A 17,213-nucleotide genomic window follows, 5' to 3' on the forward strand; every position below is an offset into this window, starting at 1 on the left:
ATCGCGCTCAGCAGAGCAGATGCGGCTTTCAGAACTCCAGGCCCTCACTCCAAAACTGCGGCTGATCGCAGCGCGTTATGGCGCTTCCAACATGGCTGTGTTCGGGTCTGTGGCCCGCGATGAGGCGACAGAAACCAGTGACATCGATCTCTTGGTTGATCTACCGCAGGGCACCAGCCTGTTTCAGCACGCGGAGTTCAAACAGGACTTGGAAAGCCTGCTCCAGCACAACGTCGATCTGATCCGCCGGCGCAACCTCAAGCCGAGCCTGCGTGATCGCGTCGAAGCCGATGCCATTCCACTGGCATGAAGCCATCGGATCAAGACGCTCTCAACGACATCCCTACTGGTGATCGAGCGCGCCCTGGGATTTCCGATTGAGGATTTCGATGCCTTAGAGCGAACCGACTACTTACAGGACGCCCTGATCCGATGCTTGGAGGTGATGGGTGAAGCCGTGAAACGGATCAGCTCAGAACTGCGCGAACAGAACCGCGATCTGCCTTGGCGCGGCATGGCCGGAATGCGTGATCTCCTGATCCATGCCTACGACAAGGTGGACCTCGACGAGGTCTGGCAGGCCTATCGCTAATTTCCCAGGATCCGAGACCGAGTTCGCGAAATCCTCAGTGGCGCGGAAGCGAACTGAGACCCCTACTGGTGATCGCGCTGAATTAAGCCGCCGCCCAGGACCATCTCACCGGCGTAGAAGACCGCCGCCTGACCCGGGGTGATCGAGAACTGCTCCTCGGCGAACTCCAGGCGGCAGCGATGCGGCCGATCCGCCGCCCGATCGACCTCGGTCTCCGGCAGGGGAATCAGCCGGGCCTGCTGGGGACCGCTGCGGTAGCGCACCTGCACCTCCACCTCGAGCGGCTCGGTGGGTGGCGCGATGGAAACCCAATTCACCGCCCCCACCACCGCCTCACCGCGGGCCGCATCCCGGCGGGGGGCCACCACCACCTGGTTCATCGCCCCATCCAGCCGCACCACATGGAGTGGCTCACTCCAGGCCACCCCCAGACCCTTGCGCTGGCCAATCGTGAAGTGCTCAATGCCGTCGTGCTCGCCCACCACCTGGCCATCGGCCAGCACGATCTGCCCGGGGCGCGGCGGCAGGTAGGCATCCAGGAAGGCCTTCATCGAACCGTGGTGGTCCGCCAGACAGAGGTCCTGGCTCTCGGGCTTCTGGGCCGTGCGTAGCCCATGGCGATCCGCCTCAAGGCGGGTGTCGGGCTTGGTCAACTCGCCCAGGGGAAACACCAACCGCCCCAGGGCCTCCTGGGGCAGGTCATAGAGGAAATAACTCTGGTCCTTGCGCTCGTCCAAGCCGCGCAGCAGCTGATGGCGACCGTTCTCGCTTTGATCGCCGTGGCGCACCCGGGCGTAGTGGCCCGTGGCGATCCGCTCAATACCGCGCTCCTCTTTGGCCCACTGGAGCATCGGCCCGAACTTCACCTCGCGGTTGCAGCGGGAGCAGGGAAGCGGTGTGACGCCGGCCTCGTAGCCCTGCACCAAGAAATCAACGATCTGCTCCTTGAAGTGCTCGCGGAAATCCACCACGTGGTGCGGCACCTCGAGCTGCTCGCAGACCCCAGCGGCATCGACCAGGCCTTCGGCGCAGCAGGCCCCCTTGCCGCTCATCAGCCAGAGGGTCAGGCCCTCCACCTCCCAACCGGCCTCCACCAACAGGGCCGCGGTCAAGGAGCTATCGACACCACCAGAGAGACCCACAGCCACCCGGTGCTCACCGGGCCACTGGCGCAGTCGCTCAATCGCCAGGGCGCCCGCCTCCGTTGCCGCCACGGAGGCCTCAGATGCAACGGGAACAGCGGAGAAGCGCGCCAATGCCAACGGTGGCTGTTCTCTCCATCATGGAACTGCCGCCGCCAGTGCTGTTTTGGCCCCGCTCTGTTGGCCCCCCCGCGACGCCGATCACCTGTTGGTGAGCGGCCAGCAGATGGCCGAACTCGAGCAGGTGCTCTTCGCCAACGGCATGCCCGTGGAGGCGCTGATGGAGAAGGCCGCTCTGGCCATCAGCAGGCGGCTGCAGCAACCCGATGTCTGGCCAGACCTGCAATCCCGTGGCGCACTGGTGCTGGTGGGTCCCGGCCACAACGGCGGCGATGGCCTGGTGATCGCCCGTGAGCTTCACCTGGCCGGCATCGCTGTGCGGATCTGGTGTCCCTTTGAGCGGCGCAAGCCCCTGACCGAAAGCCACCTGCGCCAGGCCCTCTGGCTGGGGATCCCCAAGCTGGAGGGCACGCCCGAGCCCAGCGATCCAGCCCTCTGGATCGATGCCCTCTTTGGCATCGGCCAAAGCCAGCCCCCTGGGGCTGAGCTCGAGCAACTGCTGCTGGAGCGCCAACGGCAGCTGGCCGATCGACTGATCGCCATCGACGGTCCGACGGGACTCTGCTCCGATCGAGGGGTACCGCTGGGGCAAGCCGCCGCCACCGCCCAGCTGACCTTGAGCATTGGCCTGATCAAACAGGGCTTTGTGCAAGACAGCGCCCTGGCCTGGGTGGGGGATCTGGAGCGCATCGAGCTGGGACTTCCAAGGGCCCTGCTGGAGGCGTTGCCCCCAAATCAACCCCGGAGCCTGGGCGCAGCGGACCTCAGCAGTGCCCCCTGGCCCACACCAGCTGCTGCGGCCGCGAAATACGAGCGAGGGCGGCTGCTGCTGATCGCCGGCAGCGACGCCTACCGAGGAGCAGCCCTGCTCTCCCTCGAAGGGGCCAGCGCCAGTGGTGCCGGCAGCCTTCGGGCCGCGGCGCCAGAGGCTGTGGCCAATCGGCTCTGGTGCCAACTCCCCCATGCCGTCCTCTCGGCGCGGCTTCCCAGCCACAGCAATGGGTCCCTGGATCTCCGTGCGCTGCCGCCCTCAGCCCTGGAGCGGCTCGATGCGGTGGTCCTCGGACCGGGCATCGGCAATCACCCTGGAGACGACGGGATCTGGGAGCAGCTCCAAACCTTCCCTGGCCTGCTGGTGCTCGATGCCGATGGCCTCAATCGCCTGGCCCAGCGCCCTGCTGTCCCATGGCTACTGGGCCGTCGCGGCCCCACCTGGCTCACCCCCCATGGCGGTGAGTTCCAGCGGATCTTCCCTGATCTCTCTGGGCAGCCCGCCCTGGAGGCCTGCGCGGCAGCGGCCCAACGCAGCGGCTGCTCGGTGCTGCTCAAGGGCGCCCGCAGTGTCATTGCTGATCCCACTGGTGAGCGCTGGCAACTCAGCAGCGCCTGCTCCCATGCCGCCCGAGCTGGGCTTGGGGATGTCTTGGCGGGCTATGCCGGAGGACTGGGCGCCCTGGCCCTGGCGAGCGGGGCCACCGCAGGTGGTTCGTTGCTGGCACTCGCAGCCCTCGCCCATGCCACGGCCGGGCAGCGAGCCAGTGAGCAGCATGGAATCGGAGGGGCAACGCCAAGTCGTATTGCCGAAATGTTGGCCGCGATGGAGAGAAAAACGAAATCCACAATTGTGAACAGAATCTGAACAGGCCAGTGGTGCAAGCGAGTCTCAAAAGTGGTGTGATTTTTCGTATCTCAAAGCTGAAGCGTTACTGAAATCCCAACAGTTTCAAAAAAATCCGTAGGAGATTTTCCCAACGTTTCGGGAGGAGCCCCAATGGCAACCGCCACCAGCTCCAACACCAACAGCAGTCGCCGTCGCAGTAGCGATCCCATTAGTTGGTACCTCTCGACCATTGGCCGTGTCCCCCTGCTGACCCCGGCGGAAGAGATTGAATTAGGCAATCAAGTGCAAGCGATGATGCGACTTGCAGAAGAAGACAAAGGAGAGAGCTATACAACCCATGAGAAAAAGATCATGCGGGTGGGCCGGCGCTCCAAAGAGCGCATGATGAAGGCAAATCTGCGGCTTGTTGTCAGCGTCGCCAAGAAATATCAAGGCAAAGGCCTCGAGCTCCTCGATCTCATTCAAGAGGGTTCGCTGGGCCTTGAGCGCGCGGTGGAGAAATTCGATCCCACCCGCGGCTACAAGTTCTCGACCTATGCCTTCTGGTGGATCCGCCAGAGCATGACCCGGGCCATCGCCTGCCAATCGCGGACCATCCGCTTACCGGTTCATCTCTCTGAACGCCTCACCGCCATTCGCAAAGTCAGCCTTGAGCTGGCCCACAAGCTCGGTGCGATGCCCAGCCGCAAGGAAATTGCGGAAGAGATGGACATGCCGCTCGATGAGCTCGACTCCCTGCTGCGCCAAGCCCTGACGACCTCCAGCCTGGATGCCCCGGTGAACGGCGAAGAGGGCCGGAGTTTCCTCGGTGACCTGATTGCCGATCAAACCAACAGCGAGCCCCTGGATCAGGTAGAGCGCGGCATCCACCAAGAGCAACTGGGCCGCTGGCTGACCCACCTGACCGACCAGGAGCGTCAGGTGCTTGAACTGCGCTTTGGCCTCGAAGGAGAAGAGCGCCACACCCTCGCTGAAATCGGCCGCATGCTCGAGGTCTCCCGCGAGCGGGTACGCCAGGTGGAGCTCAAAGCGCTGCGCAAGCTGCGTCACCTCACTCGGCGCATGCCGACGGCGATCTAGGACTCCGGGGTCTGGCCCACTGGAGCGGCCGGCGGCAGTTCTGAGCCGGAAATACAGAAGCTATTGAGCGCCTTGCTCTTGCTGACTGGGCTCGTCTTGAGCTGGGCCATCAGCATGTCGCGGGACTTCTGACAGTCGGCGAAGGTTTTCATCGGCAGCGATTGCATCGCCGTGCCGCCATGAACAGACCCGGACCAGAACAAGATCACCAGCCAGACTGGAGCCATCGCGATCCCTTGATTGCACTCCTTTGTAGCCCGGTTTCCGCCAGACTTCGCACTGCCATCGCCCACCCGCAATGCTCGGCGGAGAAGACAGCCTTCCAATCACCCTGCGTCTCTCTGAGCCGGTGATCAAAGAACTGGAGCTGTTGATGCAGCAACTCCAGCTCGATGACATGGGGCTGCTGGTGGATCGCCTGCTGCGGGACTCGCTCTTCGACGAAGAGTTCGACGACGACGACTGTTAACGCCCGGTGCGACTACCGCTCGTCTATCACCCGGCCTATTCAGCCCCCTTGCCCAGTAGCCATCGCTTCCCGATGGCGAAGTTCAAACTCCTGCGCGCCTTGCTTGAGGAGCAGGGAATTGCGCGGGAGGAGCAGATCCATCGGCCCCTACCGGTGCCGCGGCGCTGGCTTGAGCTCACCCACAGCCGCCGCTACCACCAGGCCTTCGCCCGCGGGGAACTGCTCCCGGCCGAGCAGCGCCGCATCGGCCTGCCAGCCACGACCCCATTGGTGCAGCGCACCTGGCTGGCGGTGGGGGGATCCCTCCTGACGGCCCGATTGGCCCTCGAACACGGCGTCGCCTGCCACCTAGCCGGGGGGACCCACCACGCCTACCCCGACCACGGCAGCGGGTTCTGCATCTTCAACGACTGCGCCGTCACCGCCCAGGTTCTGCTGGCTGAAGGGCAGGTCCAGCGCTTGATGGTGATCGACCTGGATGTGCATCAAGGGGATGCCACCGCCGCCATCTTTGCCCAGGAGCCACGGGTCTTCACCCTCTCGGTGCACTGCGGCAGCAACTTCCCGCTGCGCAAACAACAGAGCGACGTCGACCTGGCCTTAGACGATGGAATTGGAGATGACGCCTATCTCGAGGCGATTGGCGATCTAATCCCGACCCTGCTGGATCAACAGCAACCAGATCTCGTGCTCTACAACGCTGGGGTCGACCCCCACCTTGAGGACCGGCTCGGTCGGCTTCGCCTCAGTGATCAGGGCCTACTGAACCGTGACCGCCTGGTGATGGACAGTTGCCTGCGGCGAAACATTCCAATCGCCACAGTGATCGGAGGCGGCTACGACGACTTAAAGCCCCTGGTGGTGCGCCACGGCCTGGTCTTCCGCGCTGCAAACGAGCAAGCCCGTTTGCACGGGCTCTAACGAAGGGGAGATCAGTCCTCCGCCCAGATGTAGCGGGTGAGCTCTTCCGGCTTGGGCTCAGGAGCCGCCAGGGCGAACTCCACACAATCGGCCACTTCGGCGTCGATCTCCATCTCGATCACCTTGAGCTCCTCGGCCTTCACCAGGTTGTGCTCAATCAGGTGAGCGGCCAGACGCTTGATCGGATCGCGCTGGGCCCAGAACTCCTTCTCGGCCTCAGCCCGCAACTCGTCGGGGTCCGCCAGGGAGTGACCGCGGAAGCGATAGGTCAGGCACTCCAACACGGTGGGGCCTTCACCGGCACGGGCGCGCTCGATCGCCCGCTGGGCAGCGCCGCGGACGGCCAAGACATCCATGCCATCCACTTCTTCACCGGCCATCCCAAAGGCAGCGGCTTTACGCCAAATCTCGGGGTCGCTGGTGGCGCGGTTGTGGTCCATGCCGATGGCCCACTTGTTGTTCTCGACCACAAAGATGATCGGCAGCTTCCAGAGCGCCGCCATGTTCAAGCACTCGTAGAACTGGCCGATGTTGCAGGTGCCATCGCCGAAGAAGGCGGCGGTCACTGCGTCGCTTGTGGAATCGCCCAGCGCATCACGCTTGTAGCGGCTGGTGAAGGCGGCGCCCAGGGCAACGGGAATGCCCTCACCAATAAAGGCGTAACCACCCAGCAGGTGATGCTCCTTGGAGAACAGGTGCATCGAGCCGCCACGGCCCTTGCTGCAACCGGTCTCCTTGCCGAACAGTTCGCTCATGACCTCGCGGGCCGGTACGCCGCAGCTGAGGGCGTGGACGTGGTCGCGATAGGTGCTGCAGAACCAGTCGTGCTGCATCTTCATCGCCTTGATCACCCCCGTGCTCACGGCCTCTTGGCCGTTGTAGAGGTGAACAAAGCCGAACATCTTTCCGCGGTAGTACATCTCGGCGCACTTGTCTTCGAAGCGCCGGCCGAGGGTCATGTCGCGGTAAAGCATCAGGCCCTCATCCCGGGTCACCGTTGCCGGCGTGGAGGGGTAGAGGTTCATCAGCCGCTCGGCATGCAAGCCGACCTGGTTGACATCGGCTGAGCAGGAGGGAGCACCACTGGTGGCGACGCCCTGTCCAAGATCGGCCTGTGTCATGGCTGAGGTCCTGCTCTCCGGGGACTCTGATGCTGGCCTGACTGTACGGGGTCCATCTCCAAAAGGTGCACGAAGGACGGCCAAAACCGAAGACTCTGCCTACAGTCACGTCCGATTAGCGCCCGCCAATCCGAGCTCAATTTGGAACTGCCGATCGACCACTTCCGCCTGCTCGGCGTGAATGCCAGCTCCGACCGGCAGAGCGTGCTGCGCACCCTGCAGCAGCGTCTTGATCGCATTCCAGACCAGGGTTTTACCCAAGACACACTCCAGGCCAGGGCCGAACTGCTGGAAGCCAGCGCCGACCTCCTGAGCGACGAAACCCGGCGCCAGGCCTACGAGCGGGAACTCACGGCCATCGCCGACAACGCCAACGGCTCCATCGCCGCCCTGGAGATTCCCCCCTCCCGTGAAGTGGGCGGCCTTCTCCTCTTAATGGAGGCCGGCCAATCCCAGGAGGCCTTCGACAGCGCCTCCCGCGGACTGCAGCCGCCCCAAGCCCCCGCCCTGGGCAGCAGCCGCGAAGCGGACCTGACCCTTTTGGCCGGCCTGGCCTGCCAGGGCACCGCTCGGGATTACCGCGATCAACGCCGCTATGAGGCGGCCGCGCTCACCCTGCAGCAGGGTCTGCAGCTGCTCCAACGGATGGGTCAGCAGGCCGAACAACGCCGCAAGCTCGAGCAGGACCTCAAGGAGCTTCTCCCCTATCGCGTCCTCGACCTGATCAGCCGCGACCTCTCAGCCAGCACCTCCCGCTTACAGGGCATCGCCCTGCTGGAGCAACTCGTGCAGCAGCGAGGAGGCCTCGAGGGCCATACCGATCTGACCTTCCCCCAAAGCGAGTTCCAGCCGTTCTTCAAGCAGATCCGTCAATTCCTGACGGCCCAAGAACAGGTGGAGCTCTTCAGCCGTTGGGGCGATTCAGGCTCCGCCACGGCCGACTTCCTGGCCAGTTTTGCCCTCACCGCTTCAGGGTTCTCCCAGCGCAAACCGGAGCGGATCCTGGAGGCCTACGAGCGTCTAAAAAACAGCGGCCAACCCGGCATTGAGGTCTTCCTCTCCTGCCAGCAACTGCTGCTCGGTCAGGTGGATGAAGCGGAGCGTCTCTTCGAGTTGGGAGCAGATGCCGCCCTGAAGCAGTGGGCCATGGAGCAGGGAGACGACCCACTGGCCCGCCTCTGCGCCTACTGCCGCGACTGGCTGACACGAGAAGTGCTGGAAGGATTCCGGGACATCGACATCGACGCCAACCTCGATGCCTGGTTCGCGGACCGGGATGTGCAGGCCTACATCGACCAACAGGACCGCATCCGCGGCCGCCAGTTCAACGCCAAACCCAGCTTCGAGGTGCCGGCTGCGACAGAGACCAGCACTGCCTTCGGGGACTGGCCGAGCTTCGACCTCAGCAGCAGCAGCGAAACCCCGACAAACCTCGAGACCCTCGACGAGGAGGAGGAGGGCGACGATGAGCTCTGGGATGGCCCCCGCTGGAGGCTCCCGGCTCTACCCGAACTCCAATGGCCCCAACTCGGCAGCCTCAATGAGCGGCTGCAGGAACTCCCCAGCTGGGGGCGGCCCGTTGGTGTGGCCGTGGTTGTCATGGCCCTTGGTTTTGGCGGCTGGGTGGCGCTGAAGCCCCGCGGAGCCGAGGTGGAGACCGCAACCAGCGGCAGCAATGCGGCCCTTGTTCAGCCTGAATCGACAGCCCCCGCAGCTCCGGCCCAGGCCAACCCCTTCCCCCTGAGCGATCCCGATCCCAGCGCCAGCCAACTGCAGGGCCTGCTCGAGGCTTGGCTGAGCGAAAAAGCCGCGGTCCTCGCCGGTGATGCACCGAGCGAGACCCTGGCCGACCTGGCCCGCCCCGATCAGATCCAGCGGCTTCAACGCCAGGCCCAAGCGAACCGCCAGCGCGGCGCCACCGAAACGGTGAACACCACCATCACCGGCTTCAAGATCAGCGAGCGCTCCGGTGTGCGCATCGCGGCCCAGGTGGCTCTGACCTACAGCGATGAACTCCGGACCAAGGCCGGCAAAGTTCTGAGCCGAACCCCAGAGATGACCCTGCGCAACACCTACGTCTTTGGCCGCAAAAACGGCAGCTGGCAGCTGGTCGCCTACAAGCCCACCGCCAAGAACTGAGTCTCCTGACCCGCTCTCGAGACGGTCGCTTTTTACGATCAGTCGATCACAGGCCCCCCCATGTTCGACGAGCTCTCCCAACGGTTTGAAGATGCCGTCAAGAACCTGCGCGGTCAGGGGGCGATCAATGAGGGAAATATCGACGGTGCGCTCAAGGATGTGCGCCGGGCCCTGCTGGAGGCCGATGTCAGCCTTCCGGTGGTCAAGGACTTCGTCGAGGAGGTCCGCAAAAAGGCCCTAGGGGCTGAGGTGGTGCGAGGCGTCAGCCCCGACCAGAAATTCATTCAGGTGGTGCACGAGCAACTCGTGGACACCATGGGCGGCGAGAACGCTCCCCTGGCCGGCGCTGGAACAGAAGGCGCCCCAGCTGTGGTGCTGATGGCCGGCCTCCAGGGCGCCGGCAAGACGACCGCCACCGCCAAGCTCGGCCTCCACCTCAAAGAGAAAGGACGCAAGGCGCTGTTGGTGGGCGCCGACGTCTACCGCCCCGCGGCCATCGAGCAGCTCAAAACCCTGGGCGGACAGATCGGCGTTGAGGTCTTCAGCCTGGGCACCGATGCCAAGCCAGAAGCAATCGCCGCCGCTGGCCTTGAAAAGGCCAAAGACGAGGGCTTCGACACCGTCCTGGTGGACACCGCCGGCCGACTCCAGATCGACACCTCGATGATGGAGGAGATGGTCCGCATCCGCGAGGCCGTGCAGCCCGATGAGGTGCTGCTGGTCGTGGATTCGATGATCGGCCAGGAGGCCGCCGAACTGACCCGGGCCTTCCACGATCAGGTGGGCATCACCGGTGCGGTCCTCACCAAGCTCGACGGCGACTCCCGCGGTGGCGCGGCCCTCTCGATCCGCAAGGTCAGCGGCGCCCCGATCAAATTCATCGGTACCGGGGAAAAGGTTGAGGCGCTTCAGCCCTTCCACCCGGAGCGGATGGCCAGCCGCATCCTCGGCATGGGCGACGTCCTCACCCTGGTGGAGAAGGCCCAGAAGGAGGTCGAGCTGGCCGATGTGGCCAAGATGCAGCAGAAGCTCCAGGAAGCCACTTTCGACTTCTCTGACTTCGTTAAGCAGATGCGCCTGATCAAGCGCATGGGCTCCCTGGGCGGCCTCATGAAAATGATCCCGGGGATGAACAAGATCGACGACGGGATGCTCAAGCAGGGCGAAGAGCAGCTCAAAAAGATCGAAGCAATGATCAGCTCCATGACGGAGGCCGAACGCAGCGACCCCGACCTGCTGGCCGCAAATCCCTCGCGCCGGCGCCGGATCGCCAGCGGCAGTGGCCACACCGCCGCGGATGTGGACAAGGTGCTGCAGAACTTTCAGCAGATGCGGGGCTTCATGCAACAGATGACCCGCGGTGGCGGCATGCCGGGAATGCCCGGCATGGGCGGCTTCCCCGGCATGGGTGGAATGCCGGGCATGGGCGGCGCTCCCGCCGGCCGCGGTGGCCGTGGCGGTGGGATGCCGAAAGCCCCGAAACCCGCCAAGAAGCGCAAGGGCTTCGGCCAGCTCTAAGGGACGTCACCCCAGAGAGTATTGTTGTCGTTTGCGCGCGGTTCCCTGGGGAATCACCGCACCTTTATCCAGTCAGTAAGGCAAGGCCACAATGATCAAGCTCCGCCTGAAGCGGTTCGGTAAAAAGCGGGAAGCGAGCTTCCGCCTGGTGGCCTGCAACAGCACCTCACGCCGTGACGGTCGTCCCCTCGAGGAGCTGGGCTTCTACAACCCCCGCACCAAGGAGACCCGTCTCGACACTGAGGCCATCCGTGCCCGTCTCGCCCAGGGCGCCCAGCCCACCGAGGTCGTTCAAACCCTGCTCGAGCGCGGCGGTCTGATCGAGAAGAAGGTGCGCTCCTCTGTGGTCGTCGGCCAGAAGAAGCAGGCCGCCATCCGCGAGGCTGCTGCCAAGCAGGCCGCTAAGGAAGCAGCAGAAGCCAAGGCCGCCGAAGCCGCTGCCGCTGCCGCTGCAGAGGCTCCCGCTGAAGAAGCAACCGAAGCCTGAGGCATCCCCCAATGCCCGAGGCTGAAAGCCTCACGGCCTTCACCATCGACCTTCCCGACCAGGACGCCGCCATGGCCCTGGCTGGTGAAGCTGAATCAACCCTGCATCGCCTGGAAGCCCTGACTGGTGCTTCCTTGGTGCTGCGGGGTCTTTCCGTGCAGATGCGAGGCCGCCCCAATCAATTGGAGCGGGCCGCAGGCCTGGTTGAACTGCTGCGTCCCCTCTGGCAGGAAGGACAAAGCATCACCCAGGTGGATGTGCAAACAGCCCTCTCTGCCCTGGACACCGGCCGAGGGGAAGAGCACCAACAGCTCGGGAAACAGGTCCTAGCCCGCAGCCAGAGCGGCAAGCTGCTGCGGCCACGCACCCTTAAACAGAAGACCTACGTCGAGGCGATCGAGCGCCACGACCTCACCTTCGCCCTCGGTCCCGCTGGCACCGGCAAGACCTTCCTGGCTGCAGTCCAGGCGGTTCGGGCCCTGCAGGAACGAAAGGTGGAGCGGCTGATCTTGACCCGCCCCGCCGTGGAAGCCGGCGAGCGACTGGGCTTTTTACCAGGGGATCTCCAGCAGAAGGTCGACCCCTACCTGCGTCCCCTCTATGACGCCTTGCACAGCCTGCTGGGTCAGGAGCGAACCGCGGCGCTGATCGAGAAGAACGTGATCGAGGTCGCCCCGTTGGCCTACATGCGCGGAAGGACCCTGGCAGAAGCCTTCGTGATCCTCGATGAGGCGCAGAACACCACCCCCGCTCAGATGCGAATGGTGCTGACCCGTCTGGGCGAAGGCTCGAAGATGGTGGTCACGGGTGACCCCACCCAGATCGATCTTCCCCAAGGTCAATTGAGCGGCTTAATCGAGGCGGCTCAGGTTCTCGACGGCGTGGAGGGCATCGCGGTCTGCCGGCTCAGTGCCGCCGATGTGGTGCGCCATCCCCTGGTGCAGCGCCTGGTGACCGCCTACGCCGCCCGGGACGCAGCCCGCGCCCGGCGTTAGTCGGGGGATCCACACCCCTTCAAGGCACACAACCTTGAGATCGCTGGCAGGATGAGGCCAGTCATCCTCTGTGCCATGCCGGCCAGCAGCAATTTCCAGGAGGCCATCCGCGAGGCGCAATCCAGCGCTCTCGTGGGGCCCAACGTGGTCAATAAGGCGCTGCCCTACGTGGGTGGCGGCATGGTGCTCACCGCCGGTGGCGTGATGGGCGGCCTGGCCCTGTTGGCCAGCAACCCCGCCAGCTTCATGCCCCTGTTCTGGGTGGCCCTGATTGGCAACTTCGTTCTGTTCTTCGTGGCTCAGAACGTGGCCCTGAAGGCCAACAACAGCACGGCCCTGCCGCTGATGGCGGCCTACAGCCTGATCACCGGCTTCACCCTGAGCGGCATCGTGGCCCTGGCCATTGGGACCGCCGGCATCGGTGCGATCGGCACCGCCGCCCTGGCCACCGGCGTGACCTTTGTGGCGGCCTCGGTGATGGGTCGCCGCATGAGCGACAGCGTCGGTCAGGCCCTGAGCGGTGTCGTCGGCCTGGGCATCCTCGGCCTGGTCATCGCCATGGTCGTCCAGATCATCGGCGGCATCTTCGTGCCCGGCTTCGGCATGGGCGGCATGGAGCTGCTGATCGCCGGCTTTGGCACGGTGATCTTCGTGGGCGCGGCCTTCGTGGACTTCTACACGATGCCCCGCACCTACAGCGACGACCAGCACCTGGCCGGTGCGCTGAGCATGTATCTGACCTACATCAACCTGTTCATCTTCATCCTGCGTCTGGTGATCGCCCTGAACGGTGGCGGTCGCCGCGACTGATCCAGATCAACGCCTTCAAGCCAAGCGCCCCAGACGGGGCGCTTTTTTGTGGCTCCGTGAAAGCAAAGACTTAGCCCTCGGCCACAGCCAAGATCGCCTCAGCAATCGCCGCGGTCTGCCCGGCGTCGTAGCCCCAGCGCTTGAGAAAGGCCACGTCCTCACCACGGCCATCGGTGGCCTCCAGCAAGATTTCCAGCCGCGCCTTCACCGCTTCAGGATCCAGCAGCCGCAGCAACTCGGTGCAGCGCGATTGCACCCGCTCCGATCCCGCCTGCTGAGCCGCGTCGGCATTGCGCTCGTGATGCAGCGCCATCGCCGTGCTCATGGCCAGGTTGCGGGCACTGAGGTCCACCACCCCATCGCCGGCCTGACGCAGGGCGAACACCACGGCGTCCGGCAAGCGATCCATCAGCGGGCAATCCCCCGCCAGGGACACCACAAAGAAGCCCCGGGCACCATCACGGCTGGCCACCAGCTCAGAGACCCGATCGCCGATCACCTCATCGCTGAGTTCGCCGTTCTCCCACAGCCCGAGCCACTGGGCCGTGATCTCCATCGCCTGTTGAAACGTGGGCTCCAGCGGGGCGGCTTCAGTCATGGGGGAGGTTGAACTGCCAAGGTGAGGCTATGGAGTCACACGACCAGCTGCCGCCTTTCCCAGATCTCAGTGATCTGCCGGCCGAGGCCGTGGCCGAGGGCTTCACCCTGGGGCAGAGCCCCGAAGGATTCCGCTCAGGCTTTGTCGCCCTGGTGGGACGGCCCAACGTGGGCAAGTCCACCTTGATGAATCAGTTGGTCGGGGAGAAGGTGGCCATCACCTCTCCAGTAGCCCAGACCACTCGGAACCGGCTGCGGGCGATCCTCACAACCCCCACGGCACAGCTGGTCCTGGTGGACACCCCTGGGATCCACAAACCCCATCACCTCCTCGGGGAGCGCCTGGTGCAAACCGCCCGCGGCGCCATCGGTGAAGTCGATCAGGTGCTGCTGCTGGTGGATGGCAGCCAGGCCGCCGGCCGCGGGGATGGCTTCATCGTTGAGCTGCTCGAGCGCACCAAAGTGCCCGTCCAGGTCGCCCTGAACAAATGCGATCTGGTGGATCCGGCCCAGGCCGCCGAGCTGGAGGCCAGCTACCGCGAACTCGTTCCCGGCTGGCCCCAGCACCCCGTCAGCGCCCTGAATGGCGATGGGACCGAGGCCCTGGTCAATGCCCTAGCGGCCGAACTGCCCGAAGGGCCGCACCTCTACCCACCCGATGCGGTCAGTGACCAACCGGAGCAGCTGCTGCTGGCGGAACTCATCCGCGAGCAGGTCCTCCAGCACACCCGTGAAGAGATCCCCCACTCGGTCGCCGTTCAAATCGAGCGGGTCGTGGATGACAAGGAACGCACCGCGGTCCTGGCCACGGTCCTCGTGGAGCGCACCAGCCAGAAGGGCATCCTGATCGGCAAGGGCGGGCGGATGCTGCGCCAAATCGGCACCGGCGCCCGGCAGCAGATGCAGAAGCTGATTTCTGGACCGGTCTACCTGGAGCTCTTTGTCAAAGTCGTTCCCAACTGGCGCCGGAGCTCATCACGCCTGGCGGAATTGGGGTACCGCGGCGACAGCTGAGAGAATCGCCCAATGAGCGACAACGCCTCCTTCCCTCCGGACTCAATCGAAGCCTTCCTGCACCTCTGTGAAGGCGAGTGGATGTGCCTGCGATCCCGTTTCCTCCTCGGTGATGACAGCGACACCGGAGAAGGCGACGAGTGGCACAGCAGCGAGCGCGGGGAGCTGCTGGTCCGCCACCTCGAGGGCAACCCGGGGGGGCTGAGCGTGGGGCCCAAGGACCAGACACCCAAGCAGCTTCAGTTCCAAGCCGATGGCCAGTTCCAAGCGGGGGAGCAGCAGGGCCGCTGGACCCTCTGGCCCGACTGCAGCCTGGAGCTGATCCTGGAGCAGGGCGACAGCGAGATCCGCGAGCGGATCTGGTTCAACAAGCCCAACCTGCGCCTGCGCTCCACCATCGAGCAGCCGGCCGATGGCACCCCTGGACGCGCCAGCTTCAGCTCTGAAATCCGCCGGGTCAGCCGGCCCGCCGCCTGAGCGATGCGTCTCGATGTGGTCAGCCTGACCCCGGAGGCCTTTGCGCCGCTGCAGGGTCTTGGGGTGATCGGCCGCGCCTTCGCCGCCGGCCGCGCTGAGCTCCACGTGCACAACCCGCGGGATTTCGCCACGGATCGCTACCGCAAGGTGGACGACGAGCCCTATGGCGGCGGTGCCGGCATGGTGCTCAAGCCGGAGCCGGTCTTTGCCGCCTTCGAGTCGATCCCGGTGCAACCGCGCCGGCGCACCCTGTTGATGTCACCCCAGGGGCAACCCCTGCGCCAGGTGGACCTACGCCGCTGGTCTGCGGACTATGACCAGCTGGTCTTCCTCTGCGGCCACTACGAGGGATTTGATGAGCGGATTCGCTCGCTGGCCGACGAGGAAGTCTCGATCGGAGACTTCGTGCTGACCGGCGGCGAACTGCCGGCGATGACGATCATCAACGGCGTGGTTCGCCTGTTGCCGGGCACCGTCGGCACCGAGGCCTGCCTGGAGGAGGAGAGCCACAGCGCGCTGCTGCTGGAGCACCCCCACTACACCCGCCCGGCGGACTTCCGCGGCATGCGCGTTCCAGATGTCCTGCGCAGCGGTGACCATGGCGCCATTGCCCGCTGGCGCGCTCAGCAGCAGCAAGAGCGCACCCGCGAGCGAAGACCTGATCTCTACGCCCGCTGGCAAGCGGAGCAGCAGACCTAACGCTGCTGCTGGAAACCCTTGAGGGCGGAGATCAAGGCTGCCGGGCTTTGGGGGTCCACCATCAAAACGCTGCCCCCGGGGGCCTGGGCCATCTGCTCGCCCATCGCCATCCAATCGCCAGCCAGCAGCAGGCGCATCGCTTCCGCCGCCTCAGGATCGGCCTGAATCGCCTTGGCTAAACGGGTGGATGCATCGGCGCGGGCCTGAGCCAAGAGAGCCTGTTGCTTGGCCTGGGCTTCCGCTTCCAGCAGCAGGGCTTCCTGCTTGGCCTTGGCATCGAGCACCAGCGCTTCAGCCCGCCCCCGGGCCGCATTCAGCTGGGACTCCTTCTCGCCTTCCGAGCGCAGGATCGCGGCGCGCTTCTCCCGCTCCGCGGTCATCTGCTGCTCCATCGCCTGCTGCACGCCGCGGGAGGGTTGGATGTCCCGCAGCTCCACACGGGTGACCTTCACCCCCCAGGGGTCGGTGGCGGAATCCAACTCCCGCAGCAGCGCCTCATTCACCTCCTGGCGCGTCGTGAAGGTCTGATCCAGATCGAGCTTGCCCATCTCAGCCCGGATCTGGGTCAGCACCAGGTTGACCATCGCCGCCTGAAGGTTGTCGACGGAGTAGTAGGCCCGCTCGTGCTCCAGCAGTTGCCAATAGACGACCGCATCCACCTCAATGGCAACGTTGTCGCGGGTGATGCACTGCTGCGGCGGGATGTCGAGCACCCGCTCCTTCAGCGACTCATGGCTCACCACCCGCTCCACTACAGGAAGCACCAAGGAGAGCCCCGGCTGCAGCTGCCGGTCGTACTTCCCCAGCCGCTCCACCAGACGGGATTGCCCGCCGCTGGTGACCTTGATGCTGTTGAGCCCCAAAAAGGCCATGACCACCAGGGCCGGCAAGCCAAACAGCGCTTCCATTGGCCCAATCGCTCAGTCAGCTTCAAGCTAGGCAGCAGGTGCCTGATCGCAACCCCGTGACTGCGCTGCTCTGGTTTCTGGTTGCCTTGGCCCTCTTGGCCCTGGAGTGGCTCGGGGTGGAGTTCGACGGACTGCTCGCCGCGGCCCTGGCCGCCCTGTTGGTGTCGCTGCTCTGCGCCTGGTTGCCCCTGAACCTGGGGCTGCAGCTGCTGCTCTTTGCCTCTGGCTCGCTCGCCCTGCTTCTGCTGCTGCAGCGCTGGTCCGCGCGCAAGCGGGAGCGGGCCATCCGCCAGAGCGACGCGGCCCAGTACGCCGAGGTCATCAGTGGCTTTGATGCAGGAAGTGACCAGGGTCGGGTGCTCTGGCACGGCCAAAGCTGGGCAGCGGAGAACCTGGAGCCTGGGCAAGCGCTTCAGCCCGGCAGCCAGGTGCTGGTGATGGGCCGGGACGGCACCAACCTGCAGGTGCTGCCGAGCGCCTAGGTTCCAAAACCAAGCGCAACC

The 17,213-nt window shown here is 65.0% G+C and carries 20 protein-coding genes; 15 read left to right on the plus strand and 5 right to left on the minus strand.

The features are described 5' to 3' along the window. Window positions 1–19: 19 nt before the first annotated feature. Both ACLM42_RS07975 and ACLM42_RS07980 read left to right on the plus strand, forming a co-directional pair. Complete coding sequence (locus ACLM42_RS07975) at window positions 20–310, plus strand: nucleotidyltransferase family protein (protein WP_415398740.1); 291 nt, start codon at window positions 20–22, stop codon at window positions 308–310. Window positions 311–349: 39 nt separating this feature from the next. Beyond that, complete coding sequence (locus ACLM42_RS07980; RefSeq protein ID WP_415398741.1) at window positions 350–592, plus strand: DUF86 domain-containing protein; 243 nt, start codon at window positions 350–352, stop codon at window positions 590–592. Between the two features lie 62 nt (window positions 593–654). On the opposite strand, the gene mnmA is transcribed toward ACLM42_RS07980, so the two are convergent. Continuing rightward, window positions 655–1,806: a tRNA 2-thiouridine(34) synthase MnmA gene (gene mnmA, locus ACLM42_RS07985; RefSeq protein ID WP_415400149.1), complete on the minus strand. Its 1,152-nt coding sequence runs from the start codon at window positions 1,804–1,806 to the stop codon at window positions 655–657. Between the two features lie 94 nt (window positions 1,807–1,900). Here mnmA and ACLM42_RS07990 point away from each other — a divergent pair, with 94 nt between their 5' ends. Further along, window positions 1,901–3,493 (plus strand): NAD(P)H-hydrate dehydratase, encoded by a 1,593-nt coding sequence (locus tag ACLM42_RS07990; protein WP_415398742.1) that lies wholly within the window; start codon window positions 1,901–1,903, stop codon window positions 3,491–3,493. Between the two features lie 132 nt (window positions 3,494–3,625). Then, on the plus strand, window positions 3,626–4,555 hold the full coding sequence (locus ACLM42_RS07995; RefSeq protein ID WP_247910391.1) for an RNA polymerase sigma factor, RpoD/SigA family: 930 nt from the start codon (window positions 3,626–3,628) through the stop codon (window positions 4,553–4,555). On the opposite strand, the gene ACLM42_RS08000 is transcribed toward ACLM42_RS07995, so the two are convergent. Next, window positions 4,552–4,782, minus strand: a complete 231-nt coding sequence (locus ACLM42_RS08000; RefSeq protein ID WP_247910389.1) for a hypothetical protein — start codon at window positions 4,780–4,782, stop codon at window positions 4,552–4,554. The two genes, ACLM42_RS07995 and ACLM42_RS08000, sit on opposite strands and share 4 nt — an antisense overlap. 71 nt (window positions 4,783–4,853) lie before the next feature. On the opposite strand from ACLM42_RS08000, the gene ACLM42_RS08005 reads away from it, so the two are divergent. Next, a complete protein-coding gene (locus ACLM42_RS08005; protein ID WP_415398744.1) occupies window positions 4,854–5,024 on the plus strand; it encodes a hypothetical protein in 171 nt (56 codons plus the stop codon). A gap of 6 nt (window positions 5,025–5,030) precedes the next feature. Further along, window positions 5,031–5,945, plus strand: coding sequence for a histone deacetylase (locus ACLM42_RS08010; RefSeq protein WP_415398745.1), 915 nt, complete (start codon window positions 5,031–5,033; stop codon window positions 5,943–5,945). Between the two features lie 11 nt (window positions 5,946–5,956). On the opposite strand, the gene pdhA is transcribed toward ACLM42_RS08010, so the two are convergent. After that, the gene (pdhA, locus tag ACLM42_RS08015) at window positions 5,957–7,066 is read right to left on the minus strand and encodes a pyruvate dehydrogenase (acetyl-transferring) E1 component subunit alpha (protein WP_415398746.1); all 1,110 of its coding nucleotides are present in this window, start codon (window positions 7,064–7,066) and stop codon (window positions 5,957–5,959) included. A 141-nt stretch (window positions 7,067–7,207) separates the two neighbouring features. Here pdhA and ACLM42_RS08020 point away from each other — a divergent pair, with 141 nt between their 5' ends. The 5 genes from ACLM42_RS08020 (at window position 7,208) to ACLM42_RS08040 (ending at window position 13,015) form a co-directional block, all read left to right on the plus strand. Further along, on the plus strand, window positions 7,208–9,205 hold the full coding sequence (locus ACLM42_RS08020; protein ID WP_415398747.1) for an IMS domain-containing protein: 1,998 nt from the start codon (window positions 7,208–7,210) through the stop codon (window positions 9,203–9,205). 60 nt (window positions 9,206–9,265) lie between these two features. After that, entirely contained in the window at window positions 9,266–10,723 is a 1,458-nt protein-coding gene (ffh, locus tag ACLM42_RS08025) for a signal recognition particle protein (protein WP_415398748.1), read from the plus strand. 91 nt (window positions 10,724–10,814) lie between these two features. Beyond that, window positions 10,815–11,210: a 30S ribosomal protein S16 gene (rpsP, locus tag ACLM42_RS08030; RefSeq protein ID WP_415398749.1), complete on the plus strand. Its 396-nt coding sequence runs from the start codon at window positions 10,815–10,817 to the stop codon at window positions 11,208–11,210. An 11-nt stretch (window positions 11,211–11,221) separates the two neighbouring features. Further along, window positions 11,222–12,205 (plus strand): PhoH family protein, encoded by a 984-nt coding sequence (locus ACLM42_RS08035; protein ID WP_415398750.1) that lies wholly within the window; start codon window positions 11,222–11,224, stop codon window positions 12,203–12,205. 75 nt (window positions 12,206–12,280) lie between these two features. Further along, window positions 12,281–13,015 (plus strand): Bax inhibitor-1 family protein, encoded by a 735-nt coding sequence (locus tag ACLM42_RS08040; RefSeq protein ID WP_415398751.1) that lies wholly within the window; start codon window positions 12,281–12,283, stop codon window positions 13,013–13,015. 70 nt (window positions 13,016–13,085) lie between these two features. Here the strand turns inward: ACLM42_RS08040 and ACLM42_RS08045 are convergent, their stop codons facing one another. Further along, window positions 13,086–13,613 (minus strand): hypothetical protein, encoded by a 528-nt coding sequence (locus ACLM42_RS08045; protein WP_247910378.1) that lies wholly within the window; start codon window positions 13,611–13,613, stop codon window positions 13,086–13,088. A gap of 29 nt (window positions 13,614–13,642) precedes the next feature. Here ACLM42_RS08045 and era point away from each other — a divergent pair, with 29 nt between their 5' ends. The 3 genes from era to trmD are packed head-to-tail and all read left to right on the plus strand — an operon-like array spanning window position 13,643 to window position 15,802. Beyond that, on the plus strand, window positions 13,643–14,626 hold the full coding sequence (gene era / locus ACLM42_RS08050; protein ID WP_415398752.1) for a GTPase Era: 984 nt from the start codon (window positions 13,643–13,645) through the stop codon (window positions 14,624–14,626). A gap of 12 nt (window positions 14,627–14,638) precedes the next feature. Further along, the gene (locus ACLM42_RS08055; RefSeq protein ID WP_415398753.1) at window positions 14,639–15,103 is read left to right on the plus strand and encodes a phycobiliprotein lyase; all 465 of its coding nucleotides are present in this window, start codon (window positions 14,639–14,641) and stop codon (window positions 15,101–15,103) included. 3 nt (window positions 15,104–15,106) lie between these two features. Further along, window positions 15,107–15,802, plus strand: coding sequence for a tRNA (guanosine(37)-N1)-methyltransferase TrmD (trmD, locus tag ACLM42_RS08060; RefSeq protein ID WP_415398754.1), 696 nt, complete (start codon window positions 15,107–15,109; stop codon window positions 15,800–15,802). Here the strand turns inward: trmD and ACLM42_RS08065 are convergent. Beyond that, window positions 15,799–16,710, minus strand: a complete 912-nt coding sequence (locus ACLM42_RS08065) for an SPFH domain-containing protein (protein ID WP_415398755.1) — start codon at window positions 16,708–16,710, stop codon at window positions 15,799–15,801. The two genes, trmD and ACLM42_RS08065, sit on opposite strands and share 4 nt — an antisense overlap. A gap of 38 nt (window positions 16,711–16,748) precedes the next feature. Here ACLM42_RS08065 and ACLM42_RS08070 point away from each other — a divergent pair, with 38 nt between their 5' ends. Next, a complete protein-coding gene (locus ACLM42_RS08070) occupies window positions 16,749–17,192 on the plus strand; it encodes an NfeD family protein (protein ID WP_415398756.1) in 444 nt (147 codons plus the stop codon). Window positions 17,193–17,213: the final 21 nt, after the last annotated feature.

This window comes from Synechococcus sp. W4D4 (assembly GCF_047716805.1).
Lineage (GTDB): Bacteria > Cyanobacteriota > Cyanobacteriia > PCC-6307 > Cyanobiaceae > Vulcanococcus.

What these genes read in the sequence shown, in the direction of transcription:
- ACLM42_RS08045 (WP_247910378.1), bottom strand. Translation starts at nt 13,613, where the DNA reads ATGACTGAAGCCGCCCCGCTGGAGCCCACGTTTCAACAGGCGATGGAG.
- ACLM42_RS08040 (WP_415398751.1), top strand. Translation starts at nt 12,281, where the DNA reads ATGCCGGCCAGCAGCAATTTCCAGGAGGCCATCCGCGAGGCGCAATCC.
- ACLM42_RS08065 (WP_415398755.1), bottom strand. Translation starts at nt 16,710, where the DNA reads ATGGAAGCGCTGTTTGGCTTGCCGGCCCTGGTGGTCATGGCCTTTTTG.
- ACLM42_RS08035 (WP_415398750.1), top strand. Translation starts at nt 11,222, where the DNA reads ATGCCCGAGGCTGAAAGCCTCACGGCCTTCACCATCGACCTTCCCGAC.
- ACLM42_RS07995 (WP_247910391.1), top strand. Translation starts at nt 3,626, where the DNA reads ATGGCAACCGCCACCAGCTCCAACACCAACAGCAGTCGCCGTCGCAGT.
- rpsP (WP_415398749.1), top strand. Translation starts at nt 10,815, where the DNA reads ATGATCAAGCTCCGCCTGAAGCGGTTCGGTAAAAAGCGGGAAGCGAGC.
- ACLM42_RS08005 (WP_415398744.1), top strand. Translation starts at nt 4,854, where the DNA reads ATGCTCGGCGGAGAAGACAGCCTTCCAATCACCCTGCGTCTCTCTGAG.
- ACLM42_RS08055 (WP_415398753.1), top strand. Translation starts at nt 14,639, where the DNA reads ATGAGCGACAACGCCTCCTTCCCTCCGGACTCAATCGAAGCCTTCCTG.
- ACLM42_RS08000 (WP_247910389.1), bottom strand. Translation starts at nt 4,782, where the DNA reads ATGGCTCCAGTCTGGCTGGTGATCTTGTTCTGGTCCGGGTCTGTTCAT.
- pdhA (WP_415398746.1), bottom strand. Translation starts at nt 7,066, where the DNA reads ATGACACAGGCCGATCTTGGACAGGGCGTCGCCACCAGTGGTGCTCCC.
- ffh (WP_415398748.1), top strand. Translation starts at nt 9,266, where the DNA reads ATGTTCGACGAGCTCTCCCAACGGTTTGAAGATGCCGTCAAGAACCTG.
- trmD (WP_415398754.1), top strand. Translation starts at nt 15,107, where the DNA reads ATGCGTCTCGATGTGGTCAGCCTGACCCCGGAGGCCTTTGCGCCGCTG.
- ACLM42_RS07975 (WP_415398740.1), top strand. Translation starts at nt 20, where the DNA reads ATGCGGCTTTCAGAACTCCAGGCCCTCACTCCAAAACTGCGGCTGATC.
- era (WP_415398752.1), top strand. Translation starts at nt 13,643, where the DNA reads ATGGAGTCACACGACCAGCTGCCGCCTTTCCCAGATCTCAGTGATCTG.